Source organism: Propionimicrobium lymphophilum DSM 4903 (assembly GCF_000423485.1).
Taxonomy (GTDB): Bacteria; Actinomycetota; Actinomycetes; order Propionibacteriales; family Propionibacteriaceae; genus Propionimicrobium; species Propionimicrobium lymphophilum.
The window spans coordinates 187645-210387 of sequence record NZ_AUIB01000001.1; the positions used below are offsets into that span (position 1 = coordinate 187645).

14 protein-coding genes and 1 tRNA gene are annotated in these 22743 nt (G+C 59.5%); 8 read left to right on the forward strand and 7 right to left on the reverse strand.

The genetic code is table 11. The annotated features are described in order from the left end of the window. The first annotated feature begins 227 nt into the window (after positions 1-227). The 8 genes from ileS to murJ all read left to right on the forward strand — a co-directional run bounded on the left by ileS (position 228) and on the right by murJ (position 12748). Positions 228-3416, forward strand: coding sequence for an isoleucine--tRNA ligase (gene ileS / locus G556_RS0100830; protein WP_028821414.1), 3189 nt, complete (start codon positions 228-230; stop codon positions 3414-3416). 236 nt (positions 3417-3652) lie between these two features. Next, positions 3653-5161: a sodium/proline symporter PutP gene (gene putP / locus G556_RS0100835; protein WP_028821415.1), complete on the forward strand. Its 1509-nt coding sequence runs from the start codon at positions 3653-3655 to the stop codon at positions 5159-5161. Between the two features lie 17 nt (positions 5162-5178). After that, positions 5179-5925, forward strand: a complete 747-nt coding sequence (locus tag G556_RS0100840; RefSeq protein ID WP_028821416.1) for a GNAT family N-acetyltransferase — start codon at positions 5179-5181, stop codon at positions 5923-5925. Positions 5926-6014: 89 nt separating this feature from the next. Further along, the gene (locus G556_RS0100845) at positions 6015-6716 is read left to right on the forward strand and encodes a succinate dehydrogenase cytochrome b subunit (protein WP_016456767.1); all 702 of its coding nucleotides are present in this window, start codon (positions 6015-6017) and stop codon (positions 6714-6716) included. Next, a complete protein-coding gene (locus tag G556_RS0100850; protein WP_028821418.1) occupies positions 6713-8764 on the forward strand; it encodes a fumarate reductase/succinate dehydrogenase flavoprotein subunit in 2052 nt (683 codons plus the stop codon). Before G556_RS0100845 ends, G556_RS0100850 begins: the two co-directional genes overlap by 4 nt. After that, a complete protein-coding gene (locus tag G556_RS0100855; protein WP_028821419.1) occupies positions 8761-9510 on the forward strand; it encodes a succinate dehydrogenase/fumarate reductase iron-sulfur subunit in 750 nt (249 codons plus the stop codon). The genes G556_RS0100850 and G556_RS0100855 overlap by 4 nt, the downstream gene beginning before the upstream one ends. 299 nt (positions 9511-9809) lie before the next feature. Next, on the forward strand, positions 9810-11102 hold the full coding sequence (locus G556_RS0100860) for an aspartate kinase (RefSeq protein WP_036915539.1): 1293 nt from the start codon (positions 9810-9812) through the stop codon (positions 11100-11102). Next, positions 11099-12748, forward strand: coding sequence for a murein biosynthesis integral membrane protein MurJ (gene murJ, locus G556_RS09720; protein WP_051176508.1), 1650 nt, complete (start codon positions 11099-11101; stop codon positions 12746-12748). The genes G556_RS0100860 and murJ overlap by 4 nt, the downstream gene beginning before the upstream one ends. Before the next feature lie 59 nt (positions 12749-12807). Here murJ and G556_RS0100870 read toward each other — a convergent pair whose 3' ends face one another. The 7 genes from G556_RS0100870 to G556_RS09725 form a co-directional block, all read right to left on the reverse strand. After that, positions 12808-15495: a Cna B-type domain-containing protein gene (locus G556_RS0100870; protein ID WP_028821421.1), complete on the reverse strand. Its 2688-nt coding sequence runs from the start codon at positions 15493-15495 to the stop codon at positions 12808-12810. Between the two features lie 144 nt (positions 15496-15639). Next, the gene (locus tag G556_RS0100875) at positions 15640-16596 is read right to left on the reverse strand and encodes a DUF4272 domain-containing protein (protein WP_028821422.1); all 957 of its coding nucleotides are present in this window, start codon (positions 16594-16596) and stop codon (positions 15640-15642) included. Positions 16597-16667: 71 nt separating this feature from the next. Continuing rightward, positions 16668-18584, reverse strand: coding sequence for an OPT family oligopeptide transporter (locus G556_RS0100880; protein WP_211219424.1), 1917 nt, complete (start codon positions 18582-18584; stop codon positions 16668-16670). Positions 18585-18950: 366 nt separating this feature from the next. After that, positions 18951-19024 (reverse strand) — tRNA-Pro (locus tag G556_RS0100885). 108 nt (positions 19025-19132) lie between these two features. Continuing rightward, positions 19133-19366: a hypothetical protein gene (locus G556_RS0100890; protein WP_028821424.1), complete on the reverse strand. Its 234-nt coding sequence runs from the start codon at positions 19364-19366 to the stop codon at positions 19133-19135. Between the two features lie 18 nt (positions 19367-19384). After that, the gene (locus G556_RS0100895; RefSeq protein ID WP_028821425.1) at positions 19385-20287 is read right to left on the reverse strand and encodes a metallophosphoesterase; all 903 of its coding nucleotides are present in this window, start codon (positions 20285-20287) and stop codon (positions 19385-19387) included. Continuing rightward, positions 20287-22533, reverse strand: a complete 2247-nt coding sequence (locus G556_RS09725) for a transglycosylase domain-containing protein (protein WP_233418155.1) — start codon at positions 22531-22533, stop codon at positions 20287-20289. Before G556_RS09725 ends, G556_RS0100895 begins: the two co-directional genes overlap by 1 nt. Positions 22534-22743: the final 210 nt, after the last annotated feature.

The window sequence follows — 22743 nt, forward strand, 5'->3', positions numbered from 1 at the left end:
CAGTCCAGATCGTGGAAGCTAATTGGCCAGTTTTTCCACCTCGACATATTGTGTGTGTTGCAAGGCGCTGATGAGGCAATCACCTCGGAGCCGCCGGAAGAACGGCGAAAACCAAGTAGAACCGGCAGCAACAATAAAATTAAGCGGGCAGCTATCTGCCAATTAAGGGTGGTACCGCGGCGGTGACGTCGTCCCTTTCGTTAGTGACAATCGCTAGAGAGGGATAAATGAGCGAAACGCCTAAGGCCCGCACCTATGCCGAGGTCCCGGCGCAGATCGATCTCGCCGAGATGGACCACGAGGTTCTCGACTTCTGGGCTAAAAACGACACATTCACGAAAAGCTGGGAGGCAACCTCCGACGGCCAGACGTGGACATTTTTCGAGGGCCCGCCGACGGCCAATGGACACCCGGGAACTCACCACATTGAGGCCCGCGTATTCAAAGACATTTTCCCTCGCTTCAAGACCATGCAGGGCTTCCGCGTCGACCGCAAGGCCGGCTGGGACTGTCACGGTCTGCCGGTTGAGCTCGCCGTAGAGAAGGAGCTCGGCTTCGATCACAAGGACCAGATCGAGGAATACGGCATCGAGAAGTTCAACAACAAGTGCCGCGACTCGGTTCAGCAGTACGTGGGCGAGTTCAAAGACCTGACCGAGCGCATGGGCTACTGGGTCAACCTGGACGAGGCATATTGGACCATGAAGCCCAGCTACGTCGAGAGCGAATGGTGGGCGCTGAAGAAGATCTTCGACGACGGCCGCCTGGTGGAGGACTACCGCGTTACGCCGTACTGCCCAAAGGATCAGACAGCGCTCAGCGACCACGAGGTTTCGCAGGGGTATAAGGACGTCACCGAACCGTCCATCTATGTGCGCATGAAGCTCGCCAGCGGCCCGTGGGAAGGCGCGGACCTGATCGTCTGGACCACCACGCCCTGGACACTGGTTTCCAACACCGCTGTTGCCGTGCATCCCGAGGTCGAATATGTGCTGGCGCAGCGCGGCGACGACCGCGTCGTGGTTGCCGAGCCGCTGGCAGAAAAGATCCTTGCCGTTGGTGAGGACGAAGAGGCATGGCAGATCGTCGAAAAGACGGTCGGCGCAAAGATGGAGCGCTGGAACTATCAGCGCCCGCTGGAGCTGGTCGATTTCGCCGACTACTCCGATGAGCCGGCAAACTACATTCTGCTCGCCGATTACGTCACCACCGAGGACGGCACGGGACTCGTCCACCAGGCTCCGGCCTTCGGCGCTGAGGACATGGCAACCTGCCGCGGATACGGGCTGCCGTTCGTTAACCCGATTGGCCCCGACGGCGTTTTCGACGCTTCCTTGGACCTCGTTGGCGGCCTCTTCTTTAAAGACGCCGACAAGCCGGTCATCGACAACCTGCTCGAGCGCGGGCTGATGTGGAAGATTCAGAACTACACCCACTCGTACCCGCACTGCTGGCGCTGTGACACCCCGCTGATCTACTACGCGCAGCCTAGCTGGTACATCCGCACCACCCAGATCAAGGATGAGTTGCTGCGCGAAAACGAAGCAACCAACTGGTTCCCCGAGCACATCAAGCACGGCCGCTATGGCGACTGGCTGAACAACAACATCGACTGGGCGCTGTCGCGTAACCGCTACTGGGGCACGCCGCTGCCGATCTGGCGCAACGACGAGGACCCGACCAAGTTGATCTGTGTCGGTTCCCGCAAGGAGCTCGGTGAGCTGGCGGGCAAGGACCTCACCGATCTGGACCCGCACCGCCCGTTCGTCGACGACATCACCTTCACCATCGACGGCACGCCCGGCACCTACCGCAGGGTTCCGGAAGTCATTGATGCCTGGTTCGATTCGGGTTCGATGCCGTTCGCGCAGTGGGGCTACCCCTATGTCGAGGGCTCGAAGGAAGCCTTCGAGGAGCACTACCCGGCGGACTTCATCTGCGAGGCAATCGACCAGACCCGCGGCTGGTTCTACACGCTGATGGCGGTCGGCACACTGGTGTTCGACCAGAGCTCATATAAGAACGTGCTCTGCCTCGGCCACATCCTCGCCGAGGACGGCCGCAAGATGAGCAAGCACCTGGGCAACATTCTCGAGCCGATCCCGCTGCTGGACAAGCACGGTGCCGACGCGGTTCGCTGGTTCATGGCCTGCTCAGGTTCGCCATGGGCGTCTCGTCGAGTCGGTCACACCACGCTGCAAGAGACTGTCCGCAAGGTGCTGCTGACCTTGTGGAACACGGTTTCTTTCCAGGCGCTCTATGCGCACGCCAACGACTGGACCCCGGCTGAAGGCCAGGCCCCCGAGCTGGCCGATCGCCACGTTCTGGATCGCTGGCTGAAATCCGCCACCCAGCGTCTGGTTAAGGACGTGACCGCAGACCTCGAAAGCTTCGACACTCAGCACGCAGGCATCCTGATCCAAGAATTCGTCGACGACCTGTCCAACTGGTACGTGCGTCGCAGCCGTCGCCGCTTCTGGGCCGGCGAGCCGAGCGCGTTGTGGACCCTGCACGAGACCCTCGAGACGCTGGCGCGCGTCATGGCTCCGATCACCCCATTCATCGCAGAGAAGGTCTGGCAGTCGCTGATCGTGTCGACCAATCCGCAGGCGGCCGAGTCCGTGCACCTGACCAGCTGGCCCGTCGTCGACGAGTCCGTCCTCGACGACAAGCTCGAGTCGGCCATGAAGCTGACCCGCACTCTCGTCGAGCTGGGCCGCGCGGCCCGCGCCGAGGCGCAAATCAAGACTCGTCAACCGCTGTCTCGCGCCCTGGTCAGCTCCGCAGCCCACGATCAGCTGACCGACGAGTTGGTTGGAGAGATCCTGGCCGAGCTCAACGTTCGCGCGGTCGAATCGTTCCGCGCGGCGGGGGATCTGGTTGACTACAGCGCCAAGGCCAACTTCCGCGCGCTGGGTAAGAGGTTCGCCAAGCAGACCCCGATCGTCGCCAAAGCGGTTGCCGAGGCGGACGCGTCCGCCCTGGCAGTCAAGATCCACGCGGGACAGAGCGTCACAATCGACGTCCCCGAGGTGGGCGCTGTCGAGCTCGGCCCCGACGACGTCTTGATCACCGAGCGCCCGCGCGAGGGCTGGAGCGTCATGGAGGGTGACGGACAGACGATCGCCCTGGACCTGAATCTGACCGACGATCTGGTTCGCGCAGGACTTGCCCGTGACGCCGTCCGCTTCATCCAAGAGACCCGCAAATCTAGCGGGCTGGACGTCTCCGACCGCATCTCGCTGCGCTGGGAGGCCGCCGATCGCATGCTGAAGCAGGCCATCGAGGAACACTCCGAGATGATCGCCGGTGAGGTGCTCGCAGTTGAAATGCGCGAGGCCGAGGCCGGAATGGATTGGGCCTGCGACGACGACCTGGGCCTCCAGGTTGCCGTAGCGAAGGTTGATACAAACTAGCCCTTGGCAAATCATGGTTAAAGAGGCTGGCCAATCGGCCAGCCTCTTCTATTTTGCCTAGTCAGAGCGTCTTGTTGCTTTTCGCAAAGGAGCTTCCGGGCTCGCCGACCACGTTTGTCACGGCTTCGCTTTTCATGCCGCTCGCGAATATCCTGAAACGTCCACGAAATAGGACGCTTTTTCGACCGCCTCTTGTTGTGCCAATATTTGAGCCGAGTTTGAAGGCGAGGCATTAATTGAGCGATACAAACTGGCAAGCCATTGCCATGATCGTATATTTCGTGGCGATGATCTCGATTGGGCTTTGGGCCTACACGCGCACGAAGAATCTTGACGACTACATGCTTGGCGGTCGAGACCTGAATCCGACGGTCGCCGCGCTGTCTGCCGGCGCCGCTGACATGTCCGGCTGGTTGCTTATGGGGCTGCCTGGCGCCTTGTACCTTTCCGGGTTGGTCGAGGGCTGGATCGCTGTCGGCCTAACCATAGGCGTGTGGGCGAACTGGAAAATCACCGCGCCGAGGCTGCGCTCCTACACACAGATTGCCGGCAACTCGATCACTCTGCCGTCGTTCTTCGGTAATCGAATGCATGATGAATCCAAGTTGCTGCGCGTCGTAGCGGGGCTGATCATCTTCGTCTTCTTCACTTTCTATGTTTCCTCCGGAATGGTGGCCGGCGGCACATTCTTCGAGACGGCGTTCGGTGTCGAATACCACGTCGGCATGACGATCGTCGCGGGCGTTGTGGTGCTTTACACGCTAGTTGGCGGATTCTTGGCCGTATCCTGGACGGACATGGTGCAGGGCATAATGATGGTTTTCTCACTGGTAGCTGTTCCAATCTTCGGCGTGATCGCCCTCGGCGGACCGGCCAAGGTGGTGCAGGGCGTTGCTGCGGTGAACCCCGATTTCATTTCGCCTTTCGGCGGGGCGACGGTGATCGGCGTGTTAAGTTCGCTGGCCTGGGGCCTCGGCTACTTTGGTCAGCCGCACGTCATAGTCAGGTTCATGGCTATGCGCAGCCCGGAAGAGGCCAAGCCAGCGCGCAGAATCGGCGTCGGCTGGATGATCTTCTCTGTGCTCGGTGCCTGCGGCACGGCCATCGTCGCGATCGCCGCAAACTGGGCGGGAATAATCAATGTGGGCGAGAACCAACACGAGTCGGTCTTCATTTTGATGGGGCAGTCGCTGTTCCCGGCAATCGTCGCTGGCTTCATGCTCGCCGCGATTCTTGCCGCGATCATGTCGACGATTTCTTCCCAGCTGTTGGTTACTTCGTCGGCGGTGGTCGAGGACATCTACCGAGGTGTCAGCAGGCGCGAGCTGACCGATTCCGCCGGCGTCAATTTAGGGCGTTTGGCCGTACTCTCGGTCTCCGTGCTGGCGGCGATCTTCGCCTGGTTCCGCACGGATTCGATCCTGGCACTAGTTAGCTTCGCATGGGCGGGCTTCGGTTCGTCATTCGGCCCGATCGTCATCCTGTCCCTCTACTGGAGAAAACTGACCACCCAAGGAGCGCTGACCGGCATGCTCGTGGGAGCTGTGACGGTGGGCGTCTGGGGCACCGCGGGCTGGTTCGGCCTCTACGAGATCATCCCCGGTTTCGGGCTTTGCCTGCTTTCGGCGATCGTCGTCTCAAAGCTCACCTACAAGCACAACCCGGCGATCGACCGTGAGTTCGACGCAGCCGCCCGTCTTGCGAACGCTTCGCGCGAGGAAATCGACGAACACTGCGCCAGCTAGGGGTAGCCTGGAAAATCATGAAGGTCATCAATCGTGCTCAGCTGTTGGCGGAGGTTGGCGACCCGCTCGTCGCCTATCAGGCGGGGCCCGACGATATCTGCCTGCTGGCAGACAACTATTGGGCGACTATTTCAGCCGAAGACGGGGTGCTTTCCGGCGCGCTTGCGGTGCTTAAAGGTTCGGTTGACGGCGCCGAGCTGATCGGCGAGCTCGAGTCGGTCAGCCAAGAAAATGGCCTGGAGCTAAGTTGGCTTTCTGTCGACGGCAAGCTCGACATCGCAGCCAGGCCGGAGTGGAAATATCGTTCCGATTGGGTCTGGATGTGGGCCCAGCGCGTCGTGGGCGGCGAAGGCTACGACCTGGTCAATCTCGACGATCTGTCCGACGCCGAAGAAATCAACAATTTCGCAATTCCGCTCAATCCGCTTTTCGAGGGCTCACCGGGGCACGGCATGAATCTGTTTTGGGTCGGCGCCCGAGGCGACGACGGCGGTTTGATCGGCTGCGGCACGGTTCGCGAAACCCAGGCTGGCTTCGGGCACATCGCTGGCGTCATCGTCGATCCCGAACACCGTGGCAGGGGATTGGGCAGCGCGATCGTCGCCGAGCTCAGCCGCAAAATGCTCGAGCGCGACCCGGCCGTAACCATCAGCGCCTACGCGGAAAATGAAAATGCCATCTTCGTCTACGAAAAGCTCGGTTTCAAGCTGGCCCACAGGTTCTCGGCGTGGGCGACTAATCCGCGTCCGGCCGAGCCCAAGTAAGACCTTGAGACGAATTCCTTGGGCGAACTACTTCCTGAGAAATAGGGGTTGGGCGCGTGAGCTAGTACCGCAGCCGGTATCCTAGCCACATGACTGTCGCGTTAGTAGAGAGCGGACGGACAGCCAAACGGCACCGTCTTTCGTCGATCCTGCTCAAACAGGTGATGGCTATCACGGGGGTCATCTTTGTCTCTTTCGTGTTCATCCACATGTTTGGCAACCTCAAGGTCTATCAAGGCCCCGAGGCGTTCAACCACTACGCGGGCTGGCTGCGCGAAGTCGGCTACCCGCTGATCCCGAAGAAGGGCGTGCTGTGGGCCCTGCGAATAACGCTCGCGGTCTCTTTCGTCCTGCACATCGTCAGCGGTCTGATGATCTACTTCAGGGGCCGCAAGGCGCGCGGCAAGAAACGGCTGCGGCTTTCCAGGATGGGCAATAACGCCCGCCTGATGGTGCCGACCGGCTTGATCATCGGCGTCTTCGTCATCGTGCACCTGCTCGACCTGACCATCGGCAAGGTCTGCGCGCCCGAAATGTTTGTCTCCGGCGACGCCTATGGCAACCTCGTGCGTAGTTTCTCGCGCCCAGGCATGGCCACCTTCTACGTCTTCACAATGCTTTTGATCGCGCTGCACATCGGTCACGGCGCGCGCACAATGCTGCAGGACTTCGGTGTGACGGCGCTGCGCACCAGGAAGGTCTGGGCGCTGATTGGTTCGCTGCTAGCCATTCTTATTTTGCTCGGCAACGCGGCCATCCCCGTGATGGTTCAGGCAGGAGTTGTGTCATGAGTTTTCTGAAGAAGCTGCAGGCAGTTTTTGCCCAGGCCGAGACGCTGGAAACCGAACCGGACAAGCCTGTGACCGCCAAACGCGCGCTGAACGTTTCCGTTACTCCCGAGGCGTCCAAGCAGCGCACCAGCCACGAGGGGCTGGACGCGCACGTGCCCAACGGCGATCCCCGCACGGCTTGGCAGCGGCGCAAATCCGAGTACAAACTGGTCAACCCGGCCAACCGCAAGAAGATGAAGATCATCGTCGTCGGCACCGGCCTGGCGGGAAGCGGCGCGGCTGCCGCACTCGGCGAGCTCGGCTACCAGGTGGACGTTTTCACCTTCCACGATTCTCCGCGACGCGCCCACTCGGTTGCTGCGCAGGGTGGCATCAACGCGGCCCGCGCCCGCAAGGTGGATGGCGACTCCATCAAGCGCTTCGTCGTCGACACCGTCAAGGGCGGCGACTTCCGCGCCCGCGAGGCCGACGTGGTTCGGCTTGCCGAGGAATCGATCCGCGTCATCGACCACATGCAGGCCATCGGGGCGCCCTTCGCCCGCGAATATGGCGGTCAGCTCGCCACCCGTAGCTTTGGTGGCGTGCAGGTTTCGCGCACCTATTACACGCGCGGCCAGACCGGTCAGCAGTTGCAGATCAACAGCGCCCAGGCGCTGCAGCGTCAGGTGTCTCGCGGCACGGTCAAGCTGCACACGCGCACCGAGATGCTCGACCTGATCGTCGCTGATGGCAAGGCCCAGGGCATCGTCACCCGCAACCTGGTGAGCGGCGAGGTGAAAACCTGGACGGCGCACGCCGTCATCCTGGCCACGGGCGGCTACGGCAGCGTCTTCTTCCACTCGACGCTGGCCATGAACTCCAATGCCAGCGCCACCTGGCGCGCGCACAAGCGAGGCGCCTACTTCGCTTCACCCGCGTTCGTTCAGTTCCACCCGACGGCGCTGCCCGTCTCCAGCTATTGGCAGTCCAAGACCACCTTGATGAGCGAATCGCTGCGTAACGACGGACGAATCTGGGTGCCCAAGGACGCCGACGACGCCCGAGCGCCCAACGATATTCCCGAGGTGGACCGCGACTATTATCTGGAGCGGCGCTACCCGGCCTACGGCAACTTGACCCCGCGCGACGTCGCCTCCAGAGCTGCCCGCGTCGAGATCGAGGCTGGTCGAGGCGTCGGACCACTGAAGAACTCGGTGTACCTGGATTTCCGCGACGCAATTGCCTCGCTCGGCAAGGACGTCATCGCGGAGCGCTACGGCAACCTGTTCGACATGTACCGTGACGCCACCGGCGAGGACCCGTACGTCCAGCCGATGCGCATCGCCCCCGGAGCTCACTTCTCGATGGGTGGCCTGTGGGCGGACTTCGATCAGATGACGTCCATCCCCGGCCTGTTCGTCGGCGGCGAGGCCGGCAACAACTACCACGGTGCCAACCGCCTGGGGGCCAACTCGCTGCTTTCCGCCTGTGTCGACGGCTGGTTCACGCTGCCGCTTTCGGTGCCAAACTACCTCGCCGACCTGGTTGGCCAGGACGTGCTCAGCCAGGACGCACCCGAGGTGGCCCAGGCCAAACAGGAGACGGTTTCCCGCATCGACAAGCTGGTGAACAACCCGGGCAAGACCCGCCCGGCCACTTTCCACCGTCGCTTGGGTGAAATTCTTTATCAACACTGCGGGGTTTCGCGCAACGAGGCGAGCCTTCGCGAGGGCCTGACCAAGGTGCGAATTCTGCGAGATGAGTTTCACCGCGACGTTCTGGTGATGGGCGAAGACAACCGCCTAAACCAAGAGCTGGAGAAGGCCGGCCGCGTCTCGGACTTCCTCGAGTTGGCAGAACTGATCATCCTCGACGCACTCGAGCGCGACGAATCCTGTGGCGCCCACTATCGCGAGGAATACGCGCTACCGGACGGCGAGGCCGCAAGAAACGACGAACAGTGGTGCAACGTCTCGGCGTGGGAAACCACCCCGAACGGCAACCACATCCGCCACAGCGAGGAGCTGCGCTTCGAGCTGGTTCCGCTACAGGTTAGGAATTACCGATGAGGATCGAGCTAGAGGTCTGGCGCCAGGCCGGGCCGAACGAAAAGGGCCGTTTCGAGAGCTACGTGCTCGACGACGCCACCCCCGAGATGAGCCTGCTTGAGCTTCTCGACAGGCTCAATCAGAAGCTATTCGACGAGGGTATCGAGCCCATCGCTTTCGAGTCGGACTGCCGTGAGGGTGTCTGCGGCGCCTGCGGCGTTAGCGTCAACGACCGCCCGCACGGGCCTGTACCCAACACGCCGAGCTGCCGCCAGCACCTGCGCGCATTCGGCGACACGAAGAAGCTTCGCATCGAACCGTTCAGGGCTGCGGGATTCTCGGTGGTTCGCGACCTGATCGTCGACCGCAGCAGGCTCGATGACGTCATCCGCGCCGCCGGCACCGTTTCTGTAGATGCGGGCACCGCCCCCGACGCCGACGACCTGCTCGTCTCGCACGAACAAGCCGAGAAAGCGCTGGACTTTGCAGCCTGTATCGGCTGCGGGGCTTGCGTCGCGGCCTGCCCGAACGGCGCAGCCTACCTGTTTGGGGGAGCGAAGCTGACGCATCTGGCGATGATTCCGCACGGCGTCAAGGAGCGCGGGCTGCGGGCCAAGAAGGCGGCCCAGGTTTTGGACGCCGAGTTCGGCCCGTGCTCCAGCTACGGAGAATGCGTCGAAGTCTGTCCGGCCGGCATCCCGCTGACGGCCGTAGCCGCGGTCAATAAGGAGCGGCTGCGCTCGTTCTTCCGAAATAAAGCAGATTAAGCATTTTTTCGGGTTAACCCCACCCCCGTGCACGGACGTAAAACTTCGTTGGTATAAATGGCTTCATAACCGTTTGAATCAGGGGTGGGTCAGACGGGATCGCGAAAGCGACTGGGGCGAGTTCAACGGCGAACTCGCCTCGTTCATTTTGTCGGTTTCAGCAGTATTGGGACATTATGTGACAACTAAGGCTGTTCGACTAGAGTAAACGCGTCGAATGAAAGGCGTTAATGGTGAACAACGACACCTCATTTCAATCCACACCGCTGGCTCACTCTTGTGCGAAAGATCGCGAGCTGGTGCCTAACCGCATAGTCGCCAAATTTGGTGGTTCGTCGGTCGCGGACGCCGAGTCGATTAAGCGTGTTGCGGCACGCATTGCTCAGGCTCAGCGCAGCGGTAAGCAGGTCGTTATCGTTATTTCTGCGATGGGTGACACCACGGACGATCTGATGGATCTGGCTCTGCAGGTCAGTCCCCAGCCCCGTCCGCGCGAGTTGGACATGCTGCTGACTACGGGTGAACGCCAGTCGGCCGCGCTGCTGGCCATGGCGCTCAACGATCTGGGCGTGGAGGCCTTGAGCTACACGGGCTCGCAGGCTGGTGTCATCACCACCAATACCCACGGCGACGCGCGAATTCTGGATATCACCCCGCGTCGAGTTGCGGAATCCCTCGAGGAGGGCATGGTTGTCATCGTCGCCGGTTTCCAGGGCGTCAGCTACGACACCAAGGACGTTACTACGTTGGGCCGTGGCGCATCAGATACCACGGCAGTTGCTCTTGCGTCCGCGCTGGGCGCCGAGGTCTGCGAGATCTACACCGACGTTGACGGCGTTTTCACCGCCGATCCGCGCATCGCTAAGGGTGCCCGAAAGATCGACGAGATCACCTACGAGGAGATGCTAGAGATGGCGGCTAACGGCGCCAAGGTGCTGCATCTTCGCTGCGTCGAGTACGCCCGACGCGAGAACGTGGCCATCCACGTCCGCAGTTCTTTCACCGACAAGCCAGGCACGATTGTGCGAGGAAGTATCGAAGACGGCGATTTGACCGCCGCAGAGGAGCAACGAATGGAACAGGTTTTAATCAGCGGCATCGCGCACGATCGCTCCCAGTCGAAGATCACCGTGCAGGGCGTGCCCGACCAGATCGGCAAGGCCGCGCGCATCTTCTCGCTGATCGCGGCGAATAACATCAACATCGACATGATCGTGCAGAACATCTCTGAGGTGTCCACGGGCGCCACGGATATCACCTTCACGCTGCCCAGCGAGGATACTGATCGTGCGATGAGCGCTCTCAAGGATGCCCAGGAAGAGATCGGCTTCACCGGTCTGCTTTTCGACGAGCAGGTCGGCAAGATCTCGGTGATAGGCGTCGGAATGCGTTCGAACCCAGGGGTGACCGCGAAGTTCTTCGAGGCGCTCGCTGACAACGAAATTAATATTCAGATGATCAGCACTTCCGAGATTCGCATTTCGGTTGTCGTCGACATCGACCAACTCAACGACGCGGTCCGCGTCGCACACTCGGCCTTCGATCTGGACGCCGACACGGAAGCTATCGTCTACGCGGGGACTGGCCGTTGAATAAAGGCGGGTTCAGCGCTGAGGCCGACGATTCGGAACGCCATAGCGTCGGCCGAAATAGCGCGGTGATGGCGTCGGGCACTCTGGTTTCCAGGGTGCTCGGCCTGGTTAGGACGTCCCTCACGGGAGCCGCTATCGGCCTCGGCGTCGTTGGTGACGCGTTCAACGGCGCAAACCAGCTGCCGAACTACATCTATCTGCTGATCTCCGGCGGCCTGTTGGAGCCGGTTATCGTCCCGCAGATCGCTAAAGCCGCCAAGCGCGAGGATTCCAAGAAGTACATTGATCAGCTGGTGACGATTTCCCTGCTGATGCTGGCCGTGGTCACCATCGCGGTGACGGTCGCCGCGCCTTGGTTGTTCTCACTGCTACAGCTGACACCCGAGGCGCAAAAGCTCGGCACGATATTCGCGTTCATCTGCCTGCCGCAGGTGTTCTTCTACGGTGTCTACACGGTGTTGAGCCAGGTGCTTAACGCCAGGGGTTCCTATGGGGCTCCGATGTGGGCGCCCGCGCTGAATAACGTCGTTTCGATCGCCGGTCTGGCTGCGTTCATTGCGCTCTATGGCTTCGGACAGAACGACGCGGGCACGTGGACGTCCGCGATGATTTGGCTGTTCGCAGGCACGGCGACGCTTGGCATCGTGGCTCAAGGCCTGATCCTGATCCCACCGCTCATCATGGACGGCTTCAGATGGCGCCCGAGGTGGGGCTTTCCGCGCGCGGAGTTCGCCCATCTTTCTAAGTACACGTTCTGGACGTTCCTGGCGCTCGGCGTCTCAACGATTTCCGGTCTGGTCATTTTGTCCGTGACGTCGATGATGCCTACCATCGCCATAGAGCACGGCATCGAGGGTTTTGTCGCCGGAAACAACATCATGAATTACGCGTTCATGATCTTCATGCTTCCGCAATCCATCATCGGGGTCAGCGTCATCACCGCGCTGTTCCCGCCGATGACGCGCGCCTGGCAGTCGAAGAACATGCCGGCCATGCGCAGACTGCTGAAGCAGGGCCTGGAATTGCCCGCGGTGTTCATGATCCCGGCCACCGTGGCCATTATGGTTCTGGCTTCGCCGCTGGTTCGGGTCATTTTCCCCGGCAACACGCCTGAAGAGCTGGACGCCTTGGCGCCGGTCCTGATCGTCATGGCCACAGGCATGTTCCCACTGGCAGTTATGACGCTGCAGCAGCGCTACTGCTTCGCTTCCGAGCAGGGCAAGACGAACCTGGTGTTCCAAGCGTTCGTCGCGGGAGTGCAGCTTTTGGCGGCGCTGTTGGCCGCCGAGTTCGCAGACCCGCGCTACGGCGTGTTGATCGTCGCCCTCGGCCAGTCGGTCGCTTACGTGCTGGGCACGATCTCGTTCGTGCTGTTTGCCCGCCATCAGGTGCGTCAGCTTTCGCTCGGCGGCACGTTTCGTCTATACGTGCGGCTGCTGATCGCTTCCGCGCTGGCCGGGTTCTGCGCCTGGGGCAGCGCCGAGCTTGTGCTGATGATCGGCACCGGTTGGCTGATGCAGGTCGTCGCGCTGGGCATTGGCTGCCTGGTTTTCATCGCGATCCTTACGGTGTGCGCGAAGGTCATGCGCATCACCGCTTACTTCGATCTGGTGACGAGCATAATCGGACGTTTCCGCAGGAATTAATAGAGCAAGAAGAGAGGGGCGGGGGAGTGTGAAGTGTTCCCCGCCCCTCTCTTTCACATTTAGTTCTTTCTCCTTCGGGCCGCCAGCACGGTAGCCGTAACTGCTGCCAGTCCAATCAGGGCCACCAGGCCGCTGCCGTCGCCGGTTCTCGGAAGTCCGGGCACCGGGGGCTTAGACGGGGTAGGAGTAGGCGTGATCGCCGGAGGCGGAGGCGTCTCGCTCGGCGTGGGAGTGGGCGTAGGTGTTGGGGTAGGCGTCGGCTTTACCTTGGTGTTCTTCGCCTTCACAACCAACCCGGCGTCGGTCTTTTCGTAAGCCACTTCCGAGGTGAACCCGTCAAGCGCGGTCTCTTCGACCGTGTAGGTGATCTCGTTTCCGTCGACGTCTGTCTTCGGCAGCCCGGTGAATTCGTGGGCCCAACCGTTAGCTGCGTTCAACTTCACCGGATCTGAGACCTTGATCTTCTCGCCGTCCTTGATGGCAGCGAAAAGCTGGAAGCTGACGTCTGCCACGGGAATCTTGTCGTCGGCAAGGGGAGTTCCCTCGTGGTCCACCCACTGCTTGCTGAGGGACACGGAGACAGTTTCGGGGTTGATCTCGTTGGACAGCGAAGTCGAAATCTTCTCGAGCTGATCGTTCGCAGTGAAAGCATCGGTGTACTTGTACTCTGGCTTGTCCGCGGTGCCGATGTTCTCGCGGATCTTGTATGTGATCGGGTTACCGTCGGAATCCTTTGCCAGCAGCCTCTTGAAGCTGGCCTTCCAATCGGTCTTGGCGCTCATCTCGGCCTTTTCCAGGACGAATTCGTCACTGTCGTTAACCCGAACTAGCTCTAGGTCAATCACCTTGTCCTTGGTTAGCTTTGCCAACGCGTCGGGGGAGTTGTAGCCGCCGATTGTCGTGTTGTTGAAGTCCTCGGCGAACACCCAATCCTTGGTCAGGTCGACGTCGAAGGTGCCGCCTTCTTCGCCAAACACGACATTGCCGTTAGTTCCGACACCGCCGCCTCGCTGAGCTGTGTTCTTCCTAATGATCAGCTTGGCATCTTTATGCGCGGTGGCCTTACTGTCATCGGTGTAGTCCGAAATCATTCCAGCGTTGCTGAGCTTTATGGTTTTTCCTGCGTGGTTATCCCCAGGGTTAGCTGCGTCGTAACGCGGCTTTTGTGGGTCGCCGCCGTCGTCGAACCAGTCGATTTTGCCGCCGCCAAGCATCCGGGGCTCGAGCTTGAATTCGGGAGAGCCGGCGCTGCCGTAGTTATCGTGCGCTATCGCGTCGCCGTAGCGCTTAGCCTTATTATCGGCGAGAACCGCCACACCCTTATTTATGTTTATTTTGACCGAGCCGGTGGGGCAGCTCCAGATGCCGCCGCCGATATAGCTGGAACTGTTCTCGGTTAATAGGGCGTTATTGATGTGCGCGGTGTATGTTGCAGTTGCGACGTAGACGCCGCCACCTTGGGGCGCGTAGTTTCCTTCGATCAGCCCCGCGTTAAGAACCACCTTGTTGGAAACTACGTTCACACCACCCCCTGTGTTAGATGCGGTGTTGTTGACTATCTCTCCGCCGTTCATGGTGAAAGCGGCGGGTACGTATTCGCCCCACTCTTGATCCGAGAGCTTAGCTTTTTGATTCTCCCCGGGTTTTTTATCATCTGGGTAAGCGCCGCCAAATACATTCGTGTCCATCGCGTTAACGCCGCCACCATTAGGTGCGCTGTTGCCTGCGATTTTTCCGCCATTCATTGTGGCTTCCGTGTCGCCAAAAAGGCTGATCGCGGCACCACCAAAACCGGCCTGGTTGTTGGAGATCTCTCCGCCATTAACCACCAGCCTTGCGCGATTAACGAATCCGGCTTCTTTCTCCTTCTCAAGTTCTTCAAGAGAGGGACTCCAAAGCCAGCGCATCAAAAGGATGCCACCTGCCCAGCCTTGGTTCTCGGAGATCTTGCCACCATTGATCTCTGCGGTCCCGCCTTCGCCGACCCTGATGCCGCCGGCCTCACCGTATGATGCCCCGCTAGTAGCGGAACCACGTCCGTGTGTGATTTCTCCGCCGTTCATGACGAGCTTGCCGCCATTCGACACGGCCACGTTTCCTGCGCCGTATTGCGTGCTACCGGGGTCCTGCCGGCGCCAGTTATCGGTGATCTCGCCGCCATTCATGGTCAGCAGACCGCCGTTAGTAACGGTCACCGCGCCTACATTGGAACCGCTCAGGCCCCGTGCACCGCTGATGGACGAGCCGTCATTAAGCGCCATTTCGCCCTGCACCAAAACAACAGGCGAGGAACTCGGAACCCATTCCCCGCGGCTAACAATTAGCATGTCTCCGCCCTGCGTTCCGCTCAACGTAAGTTTCGCGCCCTTCTCAACGTGGACCATAGTCCCCGTGAATCCGTCTTCACGGTTCAGACGACCGTCGCCGAGCCAGTCTTTGTACTTGGTGCCGTCGACGAGCTCGATATCCGCACCTGCGGGAATCACCAGTGTCTTGGTGAGCAAGGTTTCGCTACCCAAGTGAATACGAGTGGGCGTGGTGCCCGCCTCATTTATGGTCTGGGCAAGCTTCTCTTCCGGGCAGGTCAGGTCGTTCGGCAGATTCATGCACGTGGTCTCTTGCCTGTTCTCTTCCGCCTTAGCCGCAGACAGCCTGGGCAAAAAAGTGATGCACAAAACCATGGCAAGCAGAACCGCCAGCCACTTGGCAAAAACAGAATTTTCGCGCAACCGGATACGCTCAAACATTAAATTTCGTCCTTATATGTGGGGGTGAAGGCCGTAAAATCCGAACAAATAGCCCGGAATGTCTTCAGCTTATCTGAATCTAGACGTTAATGGATAAAGGTATTAGACCCCTCGGAAAACCGTTGCCTGGGCGAGGCAGAAAGGTTAAAACGCCAAAGACGGGTTCAGATAGATCTCGTCCCAGCCGTATACCCGATTGAGCAGCCAGGTGATGGTTGCGAGCCTGGGAAAGACGATGGTCTCATCCGCGCCAATCTCCTGCTCATTACTCATGGCCCAAGCCAAAGACGCCATGCGCTCTTGCTCGTCTAAAAGTTCTTCGACGCTGCGTAGCTTGGTGTTGGCGACGAACTTATCCTCGCTACCCAGCAGAAGCGGGCCGGCGAGTTCAAGCCCGTCGACGGGGCTGTCCGGCCAGTCGATGTGTACACGCCTTGTCGCCCACAGCAACTCTTTGAGCGCTTCCGCAGAATCTAAAGGTGCTGACTTAGGGTAGTTTTCGCGTTCGCCCTGCGTCATCGCGGCGATCGCCCTGGGAAACAAGAAGTTGTCGGGGGCGTCCAGATTCTCGGACGTCAGGTATTCGCCCATAACGCACAGCGCGAGTGAGAGCGTGCGTAGCCCAACCACCTGATCTGTCTGCGGGGTTACCTCGCCGGCAGCGCGAACCGGACGAACAGTGTCGGGCACTTCGACAGACCTGGTCTGTAGGAATTTCCGCCATTTCTTAGCTCGCTCCAAGCGCTCATCCAGAACTGGCACCGATGCCTCGTCGGATGCCAGCGAATACCCGCTCGGGTCCAGCAGCTTTCCGCCGGCAAGCAGTATCGAACTGGTCTGGCGCGCCCAAGCCTCCAATTGCCCGGCCTCTGATTCCGACACTTCGATAAAGTAAACCCGCTGCACGGAACGCAGGTGGTCGAGCACGTCGGCACGGTTAGTTCCGAGGGTCGATGACGCGGTCACGGAAAGATCGTGAATGTTCTGAAAAATCTGGGTGTTTTTAGCTTCGCCATCCCACACCGTCAAAGACTCTTGAATCGTGGTAGCAAAGTTCGGTTCCACGAGGCTTCGGCGGGTGGCATAAGCAATGACGAGCATGGATAAAAGATTAGCCAAAAAAATTTGCCCGCAGCAGGACACGTCTGGTGCGGGCATATATCTATGAGAAATTATTTAACAGTCTCGGTCTTCTTACCGGCCCAGCGGTAGAGGGCGACGATCATCGCGATGAACACGATCACGCCCAGCCAGGGGGCAACCGGCGCAAATCCGTCGGGCATGATCGCCAACGGATCGTCAGTGCCGGAGGTGCCTACGATGGCAGCATAAGCCACGCCCCACAGGCTCTCGCCGACGATCAGGCCGGTGGCCAGCAGCGTGCCCATTCGCTTCGCGCGCTTGGGGTCGGACAGCTTGTCGCACCAACGGTTGTAAATGGTGCCGATTACCGCGCCGAGCGGAATCATGATGTTCAGAGAGATCGGCAGGTACATACCCATGCCAACCGCGATCGGGGGCAGCGACAGGCGCTTCGTCTTGCGACACAGAACCTCGTCGATGGCTATGACCACAGCGCCGATCAGCGCGCCCAGACCCAACAGGCTCCAGTCGATCGAACCGCCGAAGACGCCGGTAACGAGCGACGAAATCAGCGATGCCTGGGGTGCAGCCAGCGCGTTAGGGCCGGCGTTCGGGTCGCCCATGAAACCGAATGCGTTGTTCATCAGCTGCAGCACCGGAGGAATGACCAGGGAGCCGAAGATAACGCCAATGATCAGAGCGACCTGCTGCTTCCACGGGGTGGAGCCGACCAGCTGGCCGGTTTTCAGGTCCTGCAGGTTGTCGTTCGAGATCGTGCCGATGCCGAAGACGACGGCTGCGGTGAACAGCGTGTAAGCGATGAGCGTGGCGGTGTCGCCGGAGCTCGAGTAAACGGTCTTAATCAAGAGAGCCGTGGTGATCGCGACCAGAATTCCAACGCCGGAGATCGGGGAGTTGGACGCGCCGATTAGACCAGCCATGTAGCCGCAGACCGAGGCGACGGCCAGACCGACCAGTAGCACGTAGAGGATGCTGATGGCCACGAGACCCATGGTGTGGTGGGCGAGGGGAGTGTCGTGCAGGAACAGCCAAAGCAGCACACCGATCGGCAGCATCGATGCCAGCGTGACGCCAACAACCACCTTCATGGACAGGTCGCGTTCGGTGAGCGGAACCTGGTTGCCGTCGTGACGGTTCTTGCTGGCCGCCAGCGATTCGCGCATGCCCTTGACGATCGGGCCGATGATCATAAGGAAAGTCCAAATAGCCGCGATAGCGATTGCGCCTGCGCCGATGAAGCGAACCTCGTTCTGGAAGATCGAGCTGATGGTATCGTCGGCGTCGGCACCTTCTAGGCGTCCGAAGGTGCGGATAGGCAGCAAGATGCCGTGGCTGATCACCAGTCCGGTGAACATGGCGATGCCGACGCTCAAACCGACGAGGTGGCCGATGCCGATCAATGCCATCGACAGGCTCGAGCCGAAGAGCGTGCCGGCCTTACCGAATTTAAAGAACGCCGAGATCGAGTTGGACACGACCTTGAGTGAGGACAGCAGGCTCATTCCTGCGGACGCGATGCTACCGAAGATGATGACGTGCAGGCCGTGCTTGTTCTCCTCCGCGCCAGCACTGGTATCCCCAACCTTCAGCACCTCTGCGGCGGCCACGCCTTCCGGGTAAGGCAGGTCGGAGCCGGTCACCAGAGCGCGGCGAAGCGGAATCGAGTAGGTGACGCCGAGGATGCCGCCCAGCGCACAAACCGCCACGGTGGTCCAATACGGGAAGCCGCTCCACCAGCCGATGATGATCAGGCCGGGAAGTACGAAAATGATCGCCGATAGCGTTCCTGCTGCAGACGCGATGGTCTGGACGATGTTGTTCTCCTGAACCGTGTGGTTCTTAAAGTAACGCAGAATGCCCATCGAGATGACGGCCGCCGGAATCGACGTCGCGAAAGTCAGTCCCACCTTCAGACCGAGATAAACATTGGCCGCGGTGAAGATTAGCGTGATCACGCCGCCAATCAGAACACCTCTAAGCGTCAACTCACGCACTGGTTCTCGAGTCTTAGGCATAAATTTCCCCCATTATATTTACAGATCCACGGTGAGGATACGCCTAAAAACTCTCAAAGGATAATAAATATCGGCTTGGGGTGAAAGAAATCGAAAAAATGTCTATGCATGCGACAAACTGTCGATATATTCGGGAAACGGTGACGGGCGACTAGAGAAAGCGAGACGGGCAGCTGGGCTGGCAGGGCATAGCACTGGAGGGCTGCACAAGTGGGTAAACAAAAAGCGGAGATGTTTGCTCCGCTAACTCTTAGTCGGGGTTATCGCCCTTACGGGCTACACAACCTCTACATAAATTTGGTGGGTACGCAATGCTGCGTACCCACCAAATACTTGTCGGGGTGACAGGATTTGAACCTGCGACCTCTTCGTCCCGAACGAAGCGCGCTACCAAGCTGCGCCACACCCCGAATATGTAATTTTCCCGACCGTTTTAAGGGCCGACGCCTATATTAACTCAACACCAGTCCAATCTGGCAAATCGGTGACTCAAACCACCGATTTGCCAGCCAAAAGACTTAAAGCTCGGGGTCTTTCAACTCGACGGTCGTCGCATCCATCTTTTCCGCCTGAGGCCTCAGCCTGAATAGGAAGAAGCAGGCGAGGAAGATGATCACATCAAGCGCGGCGCAAAAGATCAGGTGACGGTTGATGTTTGCTGGCATGTTCGCCAAGGTCGTCAAAACCTGGCTAATGATGACGATCAGCGTGACCAGGAGAGCCGACGGGAGCGCCTTACGGTAATAAAACATGATTCTCCTAAAGATCGATTATTTTTTAGCGACCAGCGTCAACAGCGTCGCCTCTGGTCTACAAAACAGCCTAATAGGTGCATAGGGGCTAGTTCCCAGACCGGCAGAAACATGCAGCGGAACGGTCTTTCTGTTGTTGGTCCACTCGCTTACGCCGCTAGCCTGTGATAGCGGAATGTCGCAGTTAGCCACCAGCGCCCGGTTCACGGGCAGGCAGATCTGTCCGCCATGGGTGTGGCCGGCGAAGATCATGTCCATGTCGTCGTCTACGAAGCTGTTCAAAACTCGCTGATAGGGTGCGTGGGTGACGGCGAAACTCGCGTCGCAATCGTCATTTCGGGGCCCCGCGACGAGATCGTAGCGGTCGATGTTCGCGTGTGCGTCCGCGGTGCCCCGAAGTTCGATCGTGCGGTTACCGACCTTCACCGTTCCTGACGCGTTATCCAGATCCACCCAGCCGTGATCCTCGAATTCCCTGCGAAACCTGCGCCAGGGCAGCGGATCGCGCTGCTTGGGTTGATCTGTGCTCGAATCCCTGACCAAGTACTTAAACGGGTTCGTGGGGAGCGGCGAAAACATGTCGTTGGTGCCGAAAACGAAGCCGCCTGGCACGTCCATCAAAGGCCCGAGGGACTCAATCAGCGGCTCGATCGAATCGGCAGATGAGATGTTGTCTCCCGTGTTAATCACGAGGTCTGGCTTAGTCTCGTGCAGCCTTGAGATGAAGCTCAGCTTTTGCCTCTGGTAGGGCATCAGGTGGATGTCCGAGATATGCAGAATGCGCAGCGGCTTCTGGCCAGGTTTTAACGCCTCTACTTCCGCCTCGCGGAGGACGAAACCCATTCCGGCCTCAAGAATCGCGCCACCCAAAAGTCCGATGCCCAACCCAGTGCCGAGCTTAAGGCAAGTCGTCAATCGCATTACTCTTCTTCCTCCTCGTACTCTTCCTCTTCAACTTCCTCGGCCGGTTCAGCACGTCGCTGAGGCGGAGGAGCAGGACGGGCCGTCGAGTTGTTCCAAGTAGGAATTGGCTCAGTCGGGGGAACCCAGGGCTCGAACTTGGACTTCGGCATTCCCTCCATCGCTGTTTCCATCATCGGACGCCAAATGTCTTGGCCATTCGTCCAGCCGAGCGCCCTGCCAAGCGGAGACGCGTGATAGGTACGCATGTTTCTGGCGGCTTCGGGCGTCGACTTCCAGTGCTCAGACTCGCGGTCAGCGGCAATAACGACGGCCGTGGAGAGATCGGGGGTGTAGCCGGCGAACGCGTAAGTACCGCTCGAATCGTCGGCAGTACCGGTCTTAGAAGCCTGGTCGATACCGTTCGGAATGTTCGACCTAGCCGAGAGGCCATCGGTGTGCGTCTTGTGCAGTACATAGTTAACGCCGTCGGCGATCTTCGGGTCGATCTTCTGCTCGCACTCCGCGCTCGGCACCGCGATGTCCTCGCCCGTCTTCGTTTTAACGCTATCCAGCAGAATCGGCTTGCAGTGCGTGCCCCTGTTAGCGAAAGTGCCGTAGCTTGAAGCCAAAGAAAGTACCGTGACGAAAGGTGCACCAAGAACCAGGGAGGGAGCCGAACCCCAGTCTTTCAACTCATCGCCGAAGCCGTTCTTGTCAGCGACGGGATTGGCCAACTCGATGCCCGACAGCTCCGCCATCTCGGCGGTCTTGCAAGGGCCGTTGTCCAGGTTCAGGTTCACCCAGTAGTTGTTAACCGACCACATCATGCCGGTGACCATGTTGAACTGGCCCGCGGTGTGTCCGGTTGTCACGTTCTGGGTCACCCAAGGCGGATTGTCATTGATTATGCGGGTATTGCCCTCGCAGTCCTTATAAGTTCTGCCGTTCCAGTTCTGCGACTGGCCGACCGTGTAATAAGTGGTATCCGGATATCTGCCCTCTGCGATTCCGGCTGCCGCTGCGAAGGTTTTGAACGTCGAACCCATCATGAAACCGTCGTTACCGCCGTATGCCAGCGGAACCGAGTAGTTCCAATAGGTTTCGCCCGCCTCTTTGTTGTCGCCCATGACTGGACGGCTCTGCGCCATTGCCAGAATCTTGCCGGTCTTCGGGTCGACGGTGTCTGCCACCGCGATCAGATCGTCTGTAGGGGCAACTACGCCCTCGATCGCCTTCTGGGCGGCATCCTGGATTCGCGGATCGATGTTCAGCTTGATGGTTAAACCCGCGCGTCGAAGCGTGTCCTCTCGTTCCTTAGGCGTGGAACCCAAGCCTGGCATCTGGTCGCTAGTCAAAATGTTTTCTGCGTACTGGCAGATGAACGGGTACCTGGTGCCAACGCAGCCGTTTGGCTTGACGGAAACCTTCGAGGCGTCAAACGGTGTTTCAGAAGCCTTATCGGCCTCCTCCCGGGGCAGGCCCTGGTATTCGACCATTGCGTTCAACACCGCGTCGCGACGAGCCAGCGCCGCATCGAGGTTGTTGACCGGGTCGCTCGTCGAGGGATTCTGCACCAGGCCGGCAAGCAACGCGGACTGGGCTAGGTCGAGCTCCGATGCGTTGACGCCAAAGTAGTGTTGGGCGGCAGCCTGTATCCCGTACGCGCGATCTCCGTAATACGCGATGTTCAGGTAGCGCTCGAGGATCTCCTTCTTGGAGAGTTTCTGCTCCAGTGCAACCGCGTAGCGCATCTCTAAAATCTTGCGGTCGAACTTCGGGGCGGTCACCTCGGCAATACACGAAGGCTCGTTGTTGCACATTTGCTGGCGGACTAGTTTTACGTATTGCTGGGTAAGCGTCGAACCACCGCCGCTCACGCCACCAGCCGCGGCATTACCGAGCGCCGCGCGCAAAACGGACTGCAAATCTAGAGCGCCGTGTTCGAAGAACCGGTGGTCCTCAATAGCTATCTGGGCTTGCTGCATCGTTTCGGAAATCTGATCCAGCGGGACGTACTGCCTGTTCTCCTCAAAAAAGTCCGTGAGGATGGAGCCATCAGCAAGCAGAACTCTGGAACTTTCGCGCTGTGGCGGCACCGTCAATTCTGCCGGCACCTGGCTGAGCGCAGCTGATGCCGTCTTTGTCAATCCGATACCTAACGCGCTTACGGGCACGGTTATGCCCGCGACCAACACACCCATCAGGGCGCTGATCGTCACGAACATCAGGATCGAAACCCTGTTCTTAGGACGAGGAGAACGCATGACTACAAGAGTACGCGAGGCAACCGACAAAAATGGATATCACCACTTGGAAGAAAGCAAAACTTTGGGACAGAGAAAAAATTTTGGCTCCTCCGCGAATCTGCTAAAAACCTCAAACCGGAGGCTTTTGGGCTAGTAGGGGAAAGATTTTCTCCGCTTGGGGGCAAAAAACTTTCATGATAGCGACTCAATTGATGGGAGGGGGGGGGC

Excerpts from the sequence above, each read along its gene's own strand:
- ileS (WP_028821414.1), top strand. The coding sequence starts at position 228 with ATGAGCGAAACGCCTAAGGCCCGCACCTATGCCGAGGTCCCGGCGCAG.
- G556_RS0100840 (WP_028821416.1), top strand. The coding sequence starts at position 5,179 with ATGAAGGTCATCAATCGTGCTCAGCTGTTGGCGGAGGTTGGCGACCCG.
- G556_RS0100845 (WP_016456767.1), top strand. The coding sequence starts at position 6,015 with ATGACTGTCGCGTTAGTAGAGAGCGGACGGACAGCCAAACGGCACCGT.
- G556_RS0100850 (WP_028821418.1), top strand. The coding sequence starts at position 6,713 with ATGAGTTTTCTGAAGAAGCTGCAGGCAGTTTTTGCCCAGGCCGAGACG.
- G556_RS0100855 (WP_028821419.1), top strand. The coding sequence starts at position 8,761 with ATGAGGATCGAGCTAGAGGTCTGGCGCCAGGCCGGGCCGAACGAAAAG.
- G556_RS0100870 (WP_028821421.1), bottom strand. The coding sequence starts at position 15,495 with ATGTTTGAGCGTATCCGGTTGCGCGAAAATTCTGTTTTTGCCAAGTGG.
- G556_RS0100875 (WP_028821422.1), bottom strand. The coding sequence starts at position 16,596 with ATGCTCGTCATTGCTTATGCCACCCGCCGAAGCCTCGTGGAACCGAAC.
- G556_RS0100890 (WP_028821424.1), bottom strand. The coding sequence starts at position 19,366 with ATGTTTTATTACCGTAAGGCGCTCCCGTCGGCTCTCCTGGTCACGCTG.
- G556_RS0100895 (WP_028821425.1), bottom strand. The coding sequence starts at position 20,287 with ATGCGATTGACGACTTGCCTTAAGCTCGGCACTGGGTTGGGCATCGGA.
- G556_RS09725 (WP_233418155.1), bottom strand. The coding sequence starts at position 22,533 with ATGCGTTCTCCTCGTCCTAAGAACAGGGTTTCGATCCTGATGTTCGTG.